The organism is Paenibacillus pinistramenti (genome assembly GCF_005869875.1).
Classification (GTDB): domain Bacteria; phylum Bacillota; class Bacilli; order Paenibacillales; family Paenibacillaceae; genus Fontibacillus; species Fontibacillus pinistramenti.
Genome location: NZ_VAWG01000002.1, coordinates 427,093 through 443,228 on the forward strand (window position 1 = coordinate 427,093; position 16,136 = coordinate 443,228).

The window sequence follows — 16,136 nt, forward strand, 5'->3', positions numbered from 1 at the left end:
CGTTCGTTTGTCGTCTAACGGGGCTTAGAACCGGTGTGCCGCTTCCCTCTGCTTCACCTGCTCAAGTCCTCGGGTTTCTTTGACGATATACAGCGGTCTGCCTTTCGTCTCATCGTAAATGCGGCCCACATATTCCCCGAGAATGCCCAGCATGATCAGGATAAATCCGTTAAAGATCAGCATCAGGCTGATCAGGGAAGCCCAGCCCTTCGCCGTGGAATCTGTAAAAAGCGCACAGTAGATCACATACAGCAGGTAGAGAAACCCGGCACCGGACAGCAGCCCTCCGGCGTAACCGGCAATCTTCAGCGGCTTTGTTGAGAAGGAAGTAATGCCGTCAAGAGACAGCTTCACCATCCGTTTAAGCGGATACTTGGTTTCTCCCGCCAGCCGTTCGTCACGCTCAAACTCGACAGCAATCTGTCTGAAGCCGACCCAGCTCACCAGCCCGCGCACAAACCTGTTGTTCTCCGGCAGCTGCTTCAGCTCATTGACCACCTTCCGGTCCATCAGCCGGAAATCGCCTGTATCCACCGGGATCGGCGTATCCGCTGCGGCGCGGAGCACCCGGTAGAAGGTGCCTGCCGTAAACTTCTTGAACCAGCTCTCTCCTTTGCGTTTGATGCGCTGGGCGTATACGACTTCATAGCCTTCCTTCCACCGGGCAATCATCGTATGAATCAGTTCAGGAGGGTCCTGCAGATCAGCGTCGATGATGACAACGGCGTCACCCGAGGCATAATCCATCCCTGCAGTAATCGCAATCTGATGGCCGAAGTTCCGGGAGAAATTGATCAGCTTCACCGTATTGTCCCACTGGGAATAATCTTTGATGATCTCTTCACTCCGGTCTCTGCTGCCGTCGTTGACAAAGATGAGCTCGTAGCTTTCTCCGGTGTCACTCAATACTTTCTTAATCCGGCGATAGGTTTCCGCGATCACTTCTTCTTCGTTGTACATCGGAATGATTACGGAATACCGTATCCGGCCTGTTATCCAAGCTGTCATTTCGATCACTCCCCTTGATCCGGTGTAAATTCGTATAAAGTGCCTGAGCTCCCAAAGCCGGTTCTGCCTCCGGTATCTGCCGTCTGATTTTGCCCCGATGTTCCCTCCCATTCACTTGAAGGAACCTCTGTTCCATGGTCTTGAATCCATTGGGTTAATGTACTGCTTCCTCCCCGTCCTGACATGTAAATGTATTTAAGCTGTCCGGAGTTGATCAGCTCCTGCACTCTATCCACACTGAGCACAGGGTCAGAGCCGCTGAAGCCGCCGAGACTGATGACATTTTCGCCTTGTTCAATGATATAAGGAGCCAGTGTAGTATAGTCAAAAGCCGCAAACAGGTACTTCTCGCCTGTATTGTTGTCCTTCAAATATTGATACAAGCCTTCATCAAGGCTTGAGCCCTCGCCTCTGCCTAAGCCGCCTCCGCTGCTATTCGTGCTTTGTGAAGGGACCGCTGGTGCGCCGGCAGTGCTGCGTGAACCGTTGTCCGTGCTGCTGCCGTTTGCCGAAGCATCCTCGCTGCTGCCGGTACGGCCGTTTGCGCCGTCCCGGTTAGTCCCGCCTGGCCAGTCGAGCCCGCCGGGCGCTGCCATTGCAAACCCGCCGCCGCGGCTGCCGCCCATACCGCCGACCGAATCGGGGCCAGCTGCCGGTGTCATGCTGCTTTGTCCATAGGTAATCGGAGTCAGCGCCCAGTACATCGGTCCGATCAGCAGAATCAGGAAGCCCAGGATGGCCGCCGGCTTGCCAAGCGGCTGCTTGAAGATCCCTGCGATCAGCCACAGCGCTGCAAGTACGCCTGTTACGGCGATTGCGATAGACCAGCCTTTGCCGATCACGGAATCATACGGCTGTACGATATACCAGGAGAAACCGGCTGTCAGAAGCACTGCTGCCGGAAGCAGCCAGGCTTTCCAGCCGCCTTCCCGCCACTGCTTCGTCATTTCTGCCCAGCCGGCACCTGTCAACGCTGCGACTGGCGGGGCGAGCATAATCAAATAATATTGATGGAAGAATCCCGCCATACTGAAGAAGCCTGCTACAGGAATCAGCCATCCCAGCCAAAATAACGCTTCTTTATGCTTCCAGGTCATCTGCCGCAGTCTGAAATTGGCAAACAGGGCGATGCAGCCGAAGAGTACGAAGGGCAGCATCCAGCTTGCCTGACCGGACAGCTCGGACTGGAACAACCGCAGCGGACCTGCTGTCCCGGTATTGAACATGCCGCCTCCGCCGCCGAAATTCATAGTTGGCCGCTCCCCGCCAAATCCGGGATTGCCGAACATCGCACCGGCATTGGCATTGGCATTGGCACCGCCACCATTCGGACCGGAACCCGGCGCTCCGCCAGGAGCCGCTTGGTCCGTACTCGAGCTGCTTCCGTTCCCGGGCTTCATGGAGCCGAAATCCGCCCCGCCTCCGTCTGATTTGCCGCTGCCTCCAGTATTACGGTCGCCCGTCAAACGGGAGACACCGTTATAGCCAAAAGCCAGGTTCAGCACAGAATTCGTTTGGCTGCTGCCGATATAAGGGCGCTGGTCTGCCGGTGTGGAATCTACAATAACCGCCCAGGACAGCGAGATGACGGCACAAGCCACTGTAGATGCAATCAGGGTCGTTACTTTCTTCTTCCAGCCGCCTATTCCGGCTATAATGTAGAAGAAATAGAAAGCCGGGAGCACCATATAAGCTTCCAGCATCTTAATGTTAAAGCCGACGCCAATGAGGCCGAAGCCGACAATTACAGCCCACATTTTTCCCTGCTTCACGCCTTTAAACAAGAACCATGCAGCCAGCAGCAAGGCAAAGACCAGCATACTGTCGATGTTGTTCGTTCTGCTGACCGCTACGGCAACCGGTGTACAAGCCATAACCAGGGCGCCAATCCGGGCCGCTCCCGTACCGAAGGATGGCTTCACCAGCAGGTAGATCAGGAGCACAGAGCCTACGCCCGAAAGGGCCTGAGGCAGAATCACACTCCAGCCGTGCAGCCCGAAGATAAAGGCAAACAGAGTTTGTATCATAAAAGTAAGCGGCGGTTTATCAACGGTGACAAAGCCGCCGCTGTCCAGCGTGCCATAGAAAAAGTTATGGAAATTTTTCATCATGCTTGCAACTGCTGTCGTATAATACGTATTAACGTACTTGTCCGTCCAGATCAGGTACATATTCAGGAAGGCTGCAAGCAGCATGCTTGCGATCAGGTAATAGTCCGCACTTCGCTTGGAACGCCTTCTATTGTCGGTAGTTCTCATGGATTTGCCCACTTCCTTTTGCGTTAAAATAAGACCGTTCCGGTACTCACCGGACCTGCTCGTTTTCGGCTTTCTCTATTTTGGACGGATTACCTGAGGCCAATATGAAAGGAAGCTGAAAATTAGCTGAAAGAGGCCAATGCTCCACCGCCGGGCAATTCCTCGGGATATTCAGCATTTCTTCAGTTTGGTCTCAGACTAAACTCAGCGTCGCGCTGCATAATAGAAGCAAACTGTGTTCAACAAGATTTTTAGGACTAGAGGGTGAACGATTTGGAAAAAGAAATTAAAATCCTGCTCGTCGATGACGAGCCGCATATTTTGCAATTTTTGGAAATGGGACTGGTGAATGAAGGATACGAGGTTGCCACAGCCCCGGACGGAATTACTGCCATCGGCGTAGCTGAACAATTCTCGCCCCATATTGTTATTCTCGACGTGATGATGCCAGGCATCGACGGTTTTGAGGTCTGCCGGATGCTGAAGAAGAACGGCAGCCAGGCTGCTGTCATCATGCTGACCGCCAAAGATGAAGTGGAAGACAAAGTGAAAGGGCTGACGCTCGGAGCTGACGATTATGTCGTCAAGCCTTTCAGCTTCGAAGAACTGCTAGCCCGGATTCAGGCCAGGCTGCGCAACCAGTTCCCCAGCTTGTTTGGCGAGGTATCCATCGGTCCGTTCCGGATCGACGATAGACGCAAGGAAATTATCTATCAAGGCAAAGTGCTAGAGCTGTCGCCAACCGAGCATCAGCTGCTCCGCTACCTGGTGTTAAACCACGGAATTGTGCTCAGCAAGACGCTGATTCTCGACAAGGTCTGGGGCTATGATTTCGGCGGCGAAGAGAATATCGTCGAGGTTTATATCCGCTCCCTGCGGGACAAGCTCGGCGACAAGGAGCACCGTCTCATTCGCACCCTTCGCGGAGCCGGTTACAGGGTTGATCTGCTATGAGACTCCCGGGAAGGAACCAGCTCAAGCGTATTCTCTCGCCAAGATCGCTCCGCTCCCAGCTTCTGGCAAGGTCATTATTCATTCTGGCGATGCTGCTGCTGCTGATTGGCGGGGTGCAATATTTTGTCATGAAAAATTTCCTGTACAACAGCCGCGCAGAAACGATGGTCAATCAGCTGCGCTCGATGCCGGTTGACCTGCTAGTCAAGCGCGAGCAGCAAGGCAGCAGCACAAGCTCTTCAGGCGGGCAGGCTTCGCCAAATGGTGCAGCCCCGTCAAACGGGGGAGCCTCGTCGAACAGTGCAGTCCCGTCAAATGGTGCAGCCTCGCCGGCCGGAGAGAGCCAGCCTGCCGGTTCGACCGGGCAAAATCCGCCGGCCGCCAGCCAGAACAATACAAATAATAATAGCAGCAGTAGCGGCAGTAGTAGCGGCAGCAGCAGTGACCAGCAGAATCAAGGCCGGGGTACCCGTCCGATCTTGTTCACTCCTCCCGATACGTCCCTCGGCTATATTCAGGATGACGGCACTTATGTAAGTCTTACCCAATCAACCGAAACCGGATACCCTGTGCTGTCCAGCTCGGAATATGCCCAGATTCTGGAGGAATGGAAAGCTAAGAAAAATATCAAATACCGGATCGTCCGGGATAACGACGGCAACGAGCAGTTGATTGTCTTCCGCCCTTCCGACAGCCCCGTTAATCCGATAAGAGAGGGTTATACGCCTCAAAGCGGACAGGCCGCCGCGTCGGGGAATGACGAACGGATTACAGGACTTGTCCAGATGGGCACAGAAACTGCCCCTCTCCTGTACGTGGCCATGCGCCAGCTGGTGATCTTCATCATTCTGTCCATTCTCGCTATGGCCGGCGGGCTTCTGCTCTACATGCCGGTTATCCGCCGCACGCTGGTTCCGCTCAACCAGATCGTTCAGGCCCTTGGTGCAACAGATGCCGGGAATTTAAAGCAGCGTATCCCTGATCAGCTTGGACAGGAAGAAATCGACAGGCTGGCTTCCTCCTATAACGGCATGCTTGAGCGGCTGGAGCTTTCCTTTGAAGCCGAGCGGGAAGCCAAAGAGCAGATGCGGCGCTTTACAGCAGACGCTTCCCATGAGCTCAGAACACCGCTTACGTCGATTCACGGATTTCTGGAGGTGCTGCTGCGCAGCCCGTCCATTAAGCCGGAACAGCTTAAATCAGCGCTTACCAGCATGCACGGCGAGTCCGTACGCATGAAGAAGCTGATTGAGGATCTGCTTATGCTGGCCAAGCTGGACCGGGCTCCTGAGCTGACGCTCACCTCCATCAGGCTTGATGAGCTTGTGATGGAGATGGAGCCGCATCTGAGGATGCTGTCGGGCGAAAGAAACGTATCCTTCGATCTGACAGCAGGACTTCACGGCAAATATAACAAGGACAAACTGAAGCAGGTCATCTTGAATCTGTTCCAGAACGCGGTCCAGCATACCGATGCGGCAACGGGCTCTATCCATGTGGCGCTGACATCCGTCAAGAATGGAGTTATCCTTTCGGTCAGCGACAACGGTCCCGGAATTCCGGACGAACATCTGCCGCACGTGTTCGAACGTTTCTACCGCAGCGATGTTTCCCGGGCCCGCAAACGCGGCGGGGCCGGCCTCGGGCTTGCGATCAGCATGTCCATGGTCGAGGCCCACAACGGTACCATCACCGTTCAGACCAAAGTCGGTGAAGGCACAACCTTCTCCGTCCATTTGCCCAATCAGTTAAATAAAAGCGCAGTCTGATCAGGTTACGCGACAGTGAAATTCAACTAAATAAAGCTCCTCCGGAAGTGACGATCGGCTGCAAAGCCTGATCGAAATCCTTTCGGGGGAGCTTTTCTTATGTAAATGCTGCAATTGTGCATGTTCATAGCAAAATCGGCAGCCTCTTTAAAGAGACTGCCGATCTATTTTCATTAAATTATTTCTTCTCTACTGCGTGGCCGCCGAACTCGTTGCGCAGCGCCGCAACTACTTTACCTTGGAAAGTATCAGCTTCCAGGGAACGGTAGCGCATCAGCAGGGACATGGCGATAACCGGTGTAGCCGCTTGAAGGTCAAGCGCTTCTTCGATCGTCCATTTGCCTTCGCCGGAGGAGTGCATAACGCCTCTGAGCTCATCCAATTTGCTGTCTTTGGAGAACGCGTTCTCCGTCAGCTCCATCAGCCAGGAACGGATAACGGAACCGTTGTTCCAAACACGGGCAACTTTCTCATAATCGTATTTATAATTACTTTTCTCGAGAACTTCAAAGCCTTCGCCGATGGAAGCCATCATGCCGTACTCGACCCCGTTGTGGACCATTTTCAGGAAGTGGCCGCTGCCGGACGGGCCAGCATACAGGTAACCATTTTCAACTGCTGTATCGCGGAAAATCGGTTCAACAACTTCCCACGCTTCAGGGTCGCCGCCAATCATGTAGCAAGCGCCGTTGCGTGCGCCTTCCATACCGCCGGAAGTACCAGCGTCCATGAAATGAATGCCGGATTCTTTCAGCTTCTCATAACGGCGTTTGGATTCTTTGTAGTGGCTGTTTCCGCCCTCAATGATAATGTCGCCGGCGCTCAGCAGAGGAGCAACCTCGTCCAGAACGTTATCTACAACCTGGTGAGGAACCATAACCCACAATACGCGCGGAGAAGATGTAGCCGCAGCCAGTTCAGCGATTGTGGAAGCGCCTTTCGCTCCATATTCCACCATTTCAGCAACTGCTGCCGAGTTAAGGTCGAATGCAACAACCTCATGTTTGTGGTCCATCAGGTTCTTACCAAGGTTCAAGCCCATTTTACCCAATCCGATTAATCCTACTTGCATTTTAGTAACCTCCTAATTTGTTGAATTTGATGCCTTCTTGATTAACAAGCATATATTGAAAGCCGTATACCTGAAGGTATCAGCTTACCACCATTTGTAACCGTCCTGCGCCAGCAGCTCATGAGCAGCTTCAGGACCGTCTTCACCCGCAGGATAGAAATGCAGCGGCACCTCGTTAGCGGTAAAAGCGTCAATAACGGGCTGCACCCATGCCCAGGACCATTCCACTTCGTCCCAATGCGCAAAGAATGTGGAGTCGCCAAGCAGCGCATCGTGAATCAGGTTCTCATAGGCTTCAGGCGTTTCTTTGGAGCTTCCGCCGAATTCCATCACAACTTGATCCAGCTTCTTGGAGTTGGATTTATCTTTTACATTAAGCTGAAGGGTAATTCTCTCCTCAGGGTTCACTTCAATCGTCAACAGGTTTGGAGGAATAACTTCATCAGGGAATGTTGCTGCCTTAAGCGGCTCTTTGAATTCGATGACAATACGTGTGGATTTCTCTCCTGTACGTTTGCCTGTACGAATGTAGAAAGGAATGCCTTCCCAGAAAGGTGTATCCAGCATCAGACGTGCTGCGACGTAAGTATCGTTATGGGAGTCCTGGCCAATGCCGTTCTCATCTCTGTATCCAGGCACTTCAACGCCTTTAACATAGCCTGGACCATACTGGCCGCGGATAATTTGGGAGTTAATTGTATCTTTGGTGACCGGACGAAGCGATTTGATGATGTTTTTCTTCTTGGCACGCACTTCGTCAGGCGTACTGCGGTGAGGAAGATGCATCGTTACCATCATAAGAAGCTGCATCATGTGGTTTTGGAACATGTCGCGGAGAGCGCCGGAAGTATCGTAGTAGCCCGCTCTGTCCTCTACGCCCACAAGCTCATTAGCTGTGATCTGAACGTTAGCGATGTAGCGGTTATTCCAAAGAGCCTGAAAGACCGGATTGGCAAAGCCGAGCACTTCAAGGTTCTGAACCATTGGCTTGCCGAGGTAGTGGTCGATCCGGAATACCTCTTCTTCTTCAAAGGAACGGCTGAGGTTGGCCTGCAGCGAACGGGCCGATTCCAAATCGTGGCCGAACGGTTTCTCGATGATCAGACGTTTCCAGCCCTTAGTATCACCAAGTCCGCTGGCTTTAATGTTATCCGCAATCGTTTCAAAGAACTCCGGAGATACCGACAGGTAGAACAGACGGTTTTCAGGAATTCCCAATTCTCTTTCATACTTTTGCGCAACACCAAGCAGCTTCTTGAAGTCATCTACATTGTTGACATTCAGGGAGCTGTAATGGAAAGCCTGGATAAAGGAATCAATATGGCTGAGATCCATCGGTCTTCTGGAGAAGCGGTGCAGGGAGTCTTTCACACTATCTTGAAAATCTGGGTCTGCTATTTCTTTACGGCCCAGACCAATAACTGTGAATGACGAAGCCAGCTTGCCGTCCAGGAACAGATTGTACAGCGCGGGATAGATTTTACGTTTCGCCAGATCCCCTGTCGCGCCAAACAAAACAAAAGTCATTGCGTCCATTCTATATAACCCTCACTCTCTAATGCTCTATAGTAACTATACTAAATATATCAGGTTACGTAAGGTTATTGCGTATCCGACTTAGTTATCTTACACCTTCAGTCAAAATTCGTCAATCAAATTGTCTCATTATTGACACATTTCATTCTTTATCTAAGTGACTTATGGGGTTGCAATAAAAAAGCTTCTCCGAATCTCAAATATCAGGTCATTTTTCCTGAAACCCGCGTAAGAATAAAATAAGTTTTTTTGTTTATTCTTCCAAAGAATTTTATGACAGGAGCCAAGGATCATATGGATACAGCAATACCTGCGGTTTGGTTGAGCGGTTTTTTGGGCAGCGGCAAAACGACCTTGCTGGTCAAACTGCTTAAGGAGGCGGCAAATAAAGGGTTAAGGCCCGGCATTCTGATGAATGAATTGGGGAAGCAGGACGTTGACGGCATGATCCTGCAGGAAGAAACCGGGTTCCCGATCGAGAAGCTGCTGGACGGCTGTGTGTGCTGCAGCAAGAAGGAGGAGCTGACGCAGAGTCTGGAGACGATCCTCCATACAAATCCTGATCTGCTCTTCATAGAGCTTACAGGTGTCGCTAACCCGGCTGAAATTTCGGAGCTGTTGTCCAAGCCGCCGTTCAAGGACCGAATTAATCTCCGGCATAAAATTACCCTGCTGGATGCGGAGCACGCGCTGGAATACAGCAGCCGCTTCTCGGCGGACAAAGCGCTTGTCCAGACCCTGCAGCAGCAGCTTGCAGCAGCGGATCTGATTCTGGTCAACAAAACAGATCTGGTGAGCGAAGCCAAACTTTCCAAAGTGATGAACCTAGTTCGAAAGCACAATCTCGCCGCTGCCATCCGGACCACCCGTTATGCGGAGGTAGACGCCGGAGAGCTCTTGAGGGATTGCGGTCAAACCGGGGCTTCGCCGCTCTCAGCAGCGGATACAGGCATACAAGCGGATCCGGTAGAAAAAGACTCCGAACACGCCGTCTCAACTGCGCGCCGTCCCTTCCATGTGCTGCCGAATAGGCCGGAGCAGCATGGCCCTGCCTTCTCAGCCGGCCAGAAGCAGACGGGTTCCGCTTCATATACCGGCGTCAAGACCTTCACCCTTCCCTGCCCAGCCGGGGGGTCCGTCTCCAGGCTTGAGCTTCAGCAGTTCCTGGAAACGCTGCAGGGCCAAATCCTCCGCGCAAAAGGATATGTCAATCTGGCAGACGCAGGAGTATGCCTGATGCAGTATGCCGGCGGCCGCTTCACCTGGGAATCCTCCAAATATCCGGGTGCAGGCTATGTCGTGATCATCGGCTTCATGCTTGATCCCGATATCGCTGCAAGCGCGTGGGCGGAGCTGTTCAGGAAGAAGCAGAGCCAGATCACTCCCTGAGCGGAACCGCCCGCTAAACGGACAGGAGCCTTACCGCAGCAGATGCTGCGATAAGGCTCCTTCATTTTTCTATTCATTTAACGCTGCTGCAAGCGACTTTAAATTCTGGCGCATGACGGACACATAATCGAGATGGTCCGCCAGCTCCTCATCTGTCAATCCTTCAATCGGGTTGAGCACGGCAGTCGTGGCGCCGATTTCGTCGGCAACCGTCTGGGCAACCTTTGAAGAAACCAGCGTTTCAAAGAAGATCGTCCGGGTATCATGCTCTTTCGCAAATTTTACAATATCGGCCATACTGGAAGCGGACGGCTCCTGATCGGGAGAGAGGCCGGCAATCGGAATCTGCTCCAGGCCATAGTCCCTGGCAAAATAGCCGAACGCAGAGTGCTGGGTAATAAAATCCTTGCGTTTAACCCCTGTAAGCTCCTGCTTGATCTCCTGATCCAGCTCCTCGAGCTGGGCAATGTAAGTGTCCGCATTGGATTTAAATTGCGCTGCATACTGCGGAGCCGCCTTGGACAGCCCTTCCTGGATATTCCGGACTTCCTTGACCGCCTGGACCGGTGACAGCCACACATGAGGGTCCTCGCCGCCCTCCTCACGCGGATCTGCAGCCTCTCCTTCTTCCTCTTCTTTAAAACCGTTTATTAAATCAATGCCGCTGCTCGCTTCGATCGTGACCAGCTTATCGCTGTCCAAAGCATCTACAACCTGATCCACCCAGCCTTCAAGTCCTGCGCCGTTGTAGACCAGAACATCCGCTTCTTCGATGCTGCCGATATCTCTCGGCGTCGGCTCCCAATCGTGGGGCTCCACGCCTGCGGGAATCAGGGTATGCACGTCAGCAAGCTCCCCGGCCACCTTCTTCGTGAATTCATACATCGGATAGAAGCTGACTTCCACCTTCAGCGTTCCCGGCTGATCAGAGAATGAAGTGTCCTTCCCTGTACTGCACCCGGAGACCGCAAGGGCAAAGCTGATGATCAGCGCTGTGACCGTCTTGTTCCTGCCGAATGTCATAGTTGTTTCTGTCTCCTTTATGAAATCTCCTTAATATAGTCTCTTGTAAGAAGTCTCTTCTATGTAAAAGAGTCTGCCTGACCTTATGCGGATCTGGCAAATCGTTTGCGGCGCTTTGAGCGGAGAATTATCCGCTGTGCAGCAAGGCCGGCTAAGAAGAAGACAAGCAGGATTAAAGAGATCGTAGCTCCCGGAGGGGTATTTATATAGTAAGAAGCCGACAGCCCGCTGAAGATGCCTGCCAGGCCTGCTGCAACCGCAATAATAATGGCGGACAAGAATCCTCTTGAGATTTTTAGGGCCAGGGCAGCAGGAAGCACCATCAGCGAAGAAACGAGCAGGACGCCGACAATCGGCATCGCGGAAGCAACCGTCATCCCTGTAAGCACCGAGAAAGCAAAGGACAGCAGTCTGACGTGAACGCCGCCGATGCTTGCGGTTTCTTCATCAAAGGTCAAGCTGTAGAGCGGTCTGCGGAATACGATAAAGAAGATAAGTCCGATAATCGCAACAATACCGATCATCCACAGCTGCTGACTGTTGACGGCGACGATGGATCCAAACAAGTAAGAGCTGAAGCTTTTGTTCAGGTTGCTCTTTAGGCTCATCAGCAGCACGGCCAGCGCCAGTCCCGAAGTCATAATGATCGCTACCGGAACCTCACTGTAGCTTAGATATGTACGCCGGAGCTGTTCAATAATAAGACCGCCCGCTATAGCGACCGCAAAGCCGCTCACGACGGGGTTGAAGTGAAGCACCGAACCTAACGCAACACCTGCGAGAGAGACATGCGACAGGGTGTCCGCGATCAGAGCCTGCCTTCTCAGCATCAGATAAACGCCGAGAATGGGCGCTATAATGCCTATGAAACCTCCGGCCCAAAACGCACGCTGCATGAACTCGTAGTCAAACATTTCCATTCTTCACTTTCCTTTCGTTCCAGCGAAATGACCCGGTCCAGATAAGAATCCATTTCCTCCAAACCATGGGTAACCATAACGACCGTAAGATGGTGTTCCTTCACATAATGCTTCATCAGCTCGTAGAAGCCGATCCGGCTTTGGTGGTCCATGCCGGTAGTAGGCTCATCCAGAATAAGCACATTCGGCTGCTGGGCAAGCGCCCTCGCAATGCAGATCCGCTGCTTCTGGCCGCCTGACAATTCGCCGATCCGCGCATGGCGGTGTTCCCACATCCCCACCTGCTTCAGGCTTCTTTCTACCACGGCCTCCTGCTCTTTGCTGAATTTGCGGAACAGGCCGAGCCGGGAATAGCAGCCGGAGCGCACAAGCTCAATGACTTTGCTGGGAAATCCGCTGTTAAAGGAAGCGACCTGCTGAGGCACATAGCCGACAACCAGCTTCCCGCCGTCCAGTGCAGCCTGATTGATCTTGACCGTGCCGCTCCAGGGCTTCAGCAAGCCTAGCAAGAGCTTTAATATAGTAGATTTAGCTGCCCCGTTCGGTCCGGTAATGCCAAGAAATTCCCCGGCGTGAATATCAAGCGATATATTCTCCACGACGGGTTCGTTGCCATATCCAAAAACCACGCTGCGCATTGAAGATAAGATCAAGTCCGACCCCTCTTTTCTAACAAATTTATCCGGTGTACTGCGTCTATCAGTAAAAGGGTGCTGCTCCCATGCAAGCTAACCGCACAGTCACTCGCATTATGTGCACCTCGCCTTAAAAATAAACGCCCGTTTGGTAATCGTAATCTTTACGAACATCAACTAATAGTAGACTATGGCCAATCACATGTCAACCAAAGCTTCCTCTAATCAGCCCTATAGTCAGCCTAAAGATTCAGGCTGTATAATCAGTCTATAAATCGTAATTATTACTATTAACAAAACTTAATATACCTTCCGCTCATTCCCTTGTCAATCTTTATTGCCATTTTTGCGAAAAAAAGAAGGCCGCTCCATTCAGAGCGCCCTCCTTCTGCCAGCCTCTCACGCTGCCGGCTTACAGTCCATATTCCATGTGCATGCTATCATGCTATCAGTTCACAACCGCGTCCAGGCCATCCTGTATCTCTTCGCCGCCGGTTTCCCCGCCGGAAGTGCTGCCGGCTGAAACAATTTCGACAAGTACCCGGTTCGGCACGCAGATAATGCGTTCGCCGGGCTTTGAGATAAACCCCATTTTCAGCGCAATGGGCAGCGGAGCATCCGAAACCGTCATCCGGATGCCGTTGTCATACACTTTTAACACATTGTGTCCGTATTGCGTATTCATATCGATAGTCTGTTCCTCATTTAACGGCACCTGCTTATACAGCTCCCCGTTTACTGTAATTCTGGCCTCCAGGCTGCCTGGTGAATAGGCCTCCGCCTTTGAAAATAGAGCTTTTCCCCCAAAATATCCGGCTACCGCGAGCAAAATAACCGCAATCAGAATCCAATCCGCTTTCTTTATTCTCAGCATTGCTGTCCGCCCCTTTAATCATCAACTCTCCCCAAATCTTCTCTCTTAAATATAAATGTTTAAAATTGCGTCTATCCATGCGGTAAATCACACTTGCGGGCATGTCTGCAGAATGCTTTTCCTGCCATTATCATGTAGAATAGCATCATGAACTGCTGATAAGGAGTTGGGTTAACACAAAATGCTTCCTCTGTATAAGAAATATTGGCGCACTTTTTTTGACATTGCTTTAATTGTGCTAACGGTTTATCTGGTTATGTTCTTGTTCAGCAAGCTGTATCAGCTCGCAGCGCCGGTATTTTTATCCTTCTTTGTATTCATGCTGATTGAACCCTTGGCCCGGTTCCTGAACCGGAAGGGCATGAAGAAAGCTTTTGCCTCTGCGATCTCCGTCATTCTGTTCCTGGTTGTTTTGCTTGGTATCTTGTTTGGCGCAGGCGTCCTCGTTGCGATTCAGATCAGCCATTTATATGACAACCTGCCCGCTTATACTGAGATGGCGCAAAGCCACTTCCGGACGACTACCGATTATTTGCAGAACAGGCTGGATGCGCTGCCGTCCAACATTACCGACAAATTGAACGGATACTTCGCGGATGCGACCAATCTGCTGACCAAATGGGCCAAAGTGATGCTTTCGTATCTGATCAACACGCTGGGTTCCTTCTCTTCCTTCATGGCGAACTTTGGAGTGGCGATCATTCTGGCCTTCTTTCTCAGCATGGAAATCAAGGACTGGCGGCGGATTGCGTACGAGAAGACACCCAAGACGGTTAAAATCGCTTATGACTTTCTGCGCAGCCATGTATTCCGCGCTATCGGCTCTTATCTGAAAGCCCAGCTTATTCTGATGTCCATCACCTTCGTCCTGGTGCTGATCGGACTCTTTATCCTGAAATCCGGCAACGAGATCACCATGGCCTTGATCTGTGCGGTATTTGATATTCTGCCGCTGCTCGGGGTGTCTACCATTCTGATACCTTGGATTATTTATCTCCTGATCGTCGGTAACACCTCTTTAGCCATCGGGCTGATCGTTGTCCTTGCCGTGGTGCTGATTGTACGGCAGCTGCTTGAGCCAAAAATAACCGGCAACTCCATCGGTGTATCCTCGGCGTACCTGATGCTGTCTTTCGCGATCGTCTCCATGTCGCTCTTCGGCGTGGCCGGTTTAATCCTGTCGCCCATCCTGATGATCTTAATTAAGGAGCTTATCCAGCAGGGCTATCTGCAGAAATGGATCACTCTCCCGCAGGAAGAGTTTGTTGTTCCTCCATTCAGCACCAGAACTGAACCCGAAGACCCCTTGGCAGGTTCCGGGGACAAACCGGCTTCCACGCGGAATTTCACGGAGAAGCTCAGGCTGAAGCCGCGTTCTGACAAGAATAAAACAAATAGCAGCAGCGACTCCTGATTCACAGCTTCTGCTTCCGGCTGCAAGCAGCAAAAAGACGCACCGCCCAAGCAGGGAGGTGCGTCTTCGTCTTTCTTCATCGACTTCTTCTTCGTCTTATTCCAAAAAGTCTTATTCCAGAAAATCCTTGAGCCGCTTGCTCCGGCTCGGATGCCGAAGCTTGCGCAGCGCTTTCGCTTCAATTTGGCGGATCCGCTCGCGGGTAACGCCGAATTCCTTGCCGACCTCCTCGAGTGTCCGCGTCCGGCCGTCATCGAGGCCGAAGCGGAGCCGGAGAACATTTTCCTCACGTTCAGTCAAGGTATCCAGCACGTCCTCAAGCTGTTCTTTAAGGAGCTCATAGGCAGCTGCATCAGCAGGTGCAGGGGCATCGGAATCCTCGATAAAATCACCCAGGTTCGAATCATTCTCTTCACCGATCGGGGTTTCGAGGGAAACCGGCTCCTGTGCCACCTTCATAATTTCGCGGACTTTCTCAGGCGTAAGGTCCATTTCCTTCGCAATCTCCTCAGGCGTCGGTTCACGCCCCAGGTCCTGCAGGAGCTGGCGGGATACACGGATCAGCTTGTTGATCGTCTCGACCATGTGCACCGGAATACGGATCGTGCGCGCCTGGTCTGCAATCGCCCGTGTGATCGCCTGGCGGATCCACCAGGTAGCATAGGTACTGAATTTAAAGCCTTTCGAATAATCAAATTTCTCAACAGCTTTAATCAGACCCATATTGCCTTCCTGGATCAGGTCGAGGAACTGCATGCTGCGTCCGACATAGCGGCGGGCAATGCTCACGACCAGACGGAGATTAGCTTCTGCCAAGCGGCGTTTCGCTTCCTCGTCGCCCTGATTAATCCGCTTTGCAAGCTCGATTTCCTCCTGAGCTGAAAGCAGCGGAACACGTCCGATCTCCTTCAGGTACATTCTTACCGGATCGTTGATCTTCATGCCTGGCGGAAGAGTCAGGTCATCGATGTGGAAATCCTCCGCATCCGATTCACTCGGACCGGTTTCGTCCTCCGCTTCACCGCCGACTTCAATCCCCATTTCAGACAGCTGTTCCAAAAATTCATCAATTTGTTCTGGTTCCTGATCAAACGGGGCTAACTTATCTGCAATATCTTTGGCCGTTAACGAAGAGGACGATTTGCCTTGTTCAATCAGTTGTTCTTTAACCTGTTCAAGTGTTAATTCTGTATGTTGATCGTTAGCCATCGGCAGGCTCCCCTCCTCCTGAATGAGAACAATTACAAGCGGGAATATAAAGTCACCGTTTGACAAAACCGCATA

13 protein-coding genes are annotated in these 16,136 nt (G+C 52.0%); 4 read left to right on the forward strand and 9 right to left on the reverse strand.

The window, feature by feature from the left end; all coding sequences use genetic code 11:
- Window positions 1-24 precede the first annotated feature (24 nt).
- Window positions 25-996, reverse strand: a complete 972-nt coding sequence (locus FCN15_RS04755) for a glycosyltransferase family 2 protein (RefSeq protein WP_138494035.1) — start codon at window positions 994-996, stop codon at window positions 25-27.
- A 17-nt stretch (window positions 997-1,013) separates the two neighbouring features.
- Window positions 1,014-3,266 (reverse strand): ArnT family glycosyltransferase, encoded by a 2,253-nt coding sequence (locus tag FCN15_RS04760; protein WP_138493823.1) that lies wholly within the window; start codon window positions 3,264-3,266, stop codon window positions 1,014-1,016.
- 264 nt (window positions 3,267-3,530) lie between these two features.
- On the opposite strand from FCN15_RS04760, the gene FCN15_RS04765 reads away from it, so the two are divergent.
- Window positions 3,531-4,220, forward strand: coding sequence for a response regulator transcription factor (locus FCN15_RS04765; protein ID WP_138493824.1), 690 nt, complete (start codon window positions 3,531-3,533; stop codon window positions 4,218-4,220).
- Window positions 4,217-5,989: a sensor histidine kinase gene (locus FCN15_RS04770; protein WP_238996511.1), complete on the forward strand. Its 1,773-nt coding sequence runs from the start codon at window positions 4,217-4,219 to the stop codon at window positions 5,987-5,989. The genes FCN15_RS04765 and FCN15_RS04770 overlap by 4 nt, the downstream gene beginning before the upstream one ends.
- A 178-nt stretch (window positions 5,990-6,167) precedes the next feature.
- Here the strand turns inward: FCN15_RS04770 and gnd are convergent, their stop codons facing one another.
- Entirely contained in the window at window positions 6,168-7,061 is an 894-nt protein-coding gene (gene gnd / locus FCN15_RS04775; protein WP_138493825.1) for a phosphogluconate dehydrogenase (NAD(+)-dependent, decarboxylating), read from the reverse strand.
- A gap of 84 nt (window positions 7,062-7,145) precedes the next feature.
- Window positions 7,146-8,597: a glucose-6-phosphate dehydrogenase gene (gene zwf / locus FCN15_RS04780; RefSeq protein ID WP_138493826.1), complete on the reverse strand. Its 1,452-nt coding sequence runs from the start codon at window positions 8,595-8,597 to the stop codon at window positions 7,146-7,148.
- A 294-nt stretch (window positions 8,598-8,891) separates the two neighbouring features.
- Here zwf and FCN15_RS04785 point away from each other — a divergent pair, with 294 nt between their 5' ends.
- Window positions 8,892-9,986, forward strand: a complete 1,095-nt coding sequence (locus FCN15_RS04785; RefSeq protein ID WP_162515289.1) for a CobW family GTP-binding protein — start codon at window positions 8,892-8,894, stop codon at window positions 9,984-9,986.
- Window positions 9,987-10,055: 69 nt separating this feature from the next.
- On the opposite strand, the gene FCN15_RS04790 is transcribed toward FCN15_RS04785, so the two are convergent.
- The 4 genes from FCN15_RS04790 to FCN15_RS04805 all read right to left on the reverse strand — a co-directional run bounded on the left by FCN15_RS04790 (window position 10,056) and on the right by FCN15_RS04805 (window position 13,438).
- Entirely contained in the window at window positions 10,056-11,009 is a 954-nt protein-coding gene (locus FCN15_RS04790; protein ID WP_138493828.1) for a metal ABC transporter substrate-binding protein, read from the reverse strand.
- An 83-nt stretch (window positions 11,010-11,092) separates the two neighbouring features.
- The gene (locus FCN15_RS04795) at window positions 11,093-11,929 is read right to left on the reverse strand and encodes a metal ABC transporter permease (RefSeq protein WP_138493829.1); all 837 of its coding nucleotides are present in this window, start codon (window positions 11,927-11,929) and stop codon (window positions 11,093-11,095) included.
- Entirely contained in the window at window positions 11,872-12,582 is a 711-nt protein-coding gene (locus FCN15_RS04800; RefSeq protein ID WP_138493830.1) for a metal ABC transporter ATP-binding protein, read from the reverse strand. The genes FCN15_RS04795 and FCN15_RS04800 overlap by 58 nt, the downstream gene beginning before the upstream one ends.
- Before the next feature lie 430 nt (window positions 12,583-13,012).
- Window positions 13,013-13,438 carry a NusG domain II-containing protein gene (locus tag FCN15_RS04805; RefSeq protein WP_138493831.1) on the reverse strand — a complete coding sequence of 142 codons (426 nt, stop codon included), beginning with the start codon at window positions 13,436-13,438 and terminating at the stop codon, window positions 13,013-13,015.
- A gap of 181 nt (window positions 13,439-13,619) precedes the next feature.
- Between FCN15_RS04805 and ytvI the strand changes: the two genes are divergently transcribed.
- Entirely contained in the window at window positions 13,620-14,852 is a 1,233-nt protein-coding gene (ytvI, locus tag FCN15_RS04810; protein WP_138493832.1) for a sporulation integral membrane protein YtvI, read from the forward strand.
- 111 nt (window positions 14,853-14,963) lie between these two features.
- On the opposite strand, the gene rpoD is transcribed toward ytvI, so the two are convergent.
- The gene (gene rpoD / locus FCN15_RS04815) at window positions 14,964-16,061 is read right to left on the reverse strand and encodes an RNA polymerase sigma factor RpoD (RefSeq protein ID WP_138493833.1); all 1,098 of its coding nucleotides are present in this window, start codon (window positions 16,059-16,061) and stop codon (window positions 14,964-14,966) included.
- Between the last annotated feature and the right edge of the window lie 75 nt (window positions 16,062-16,136).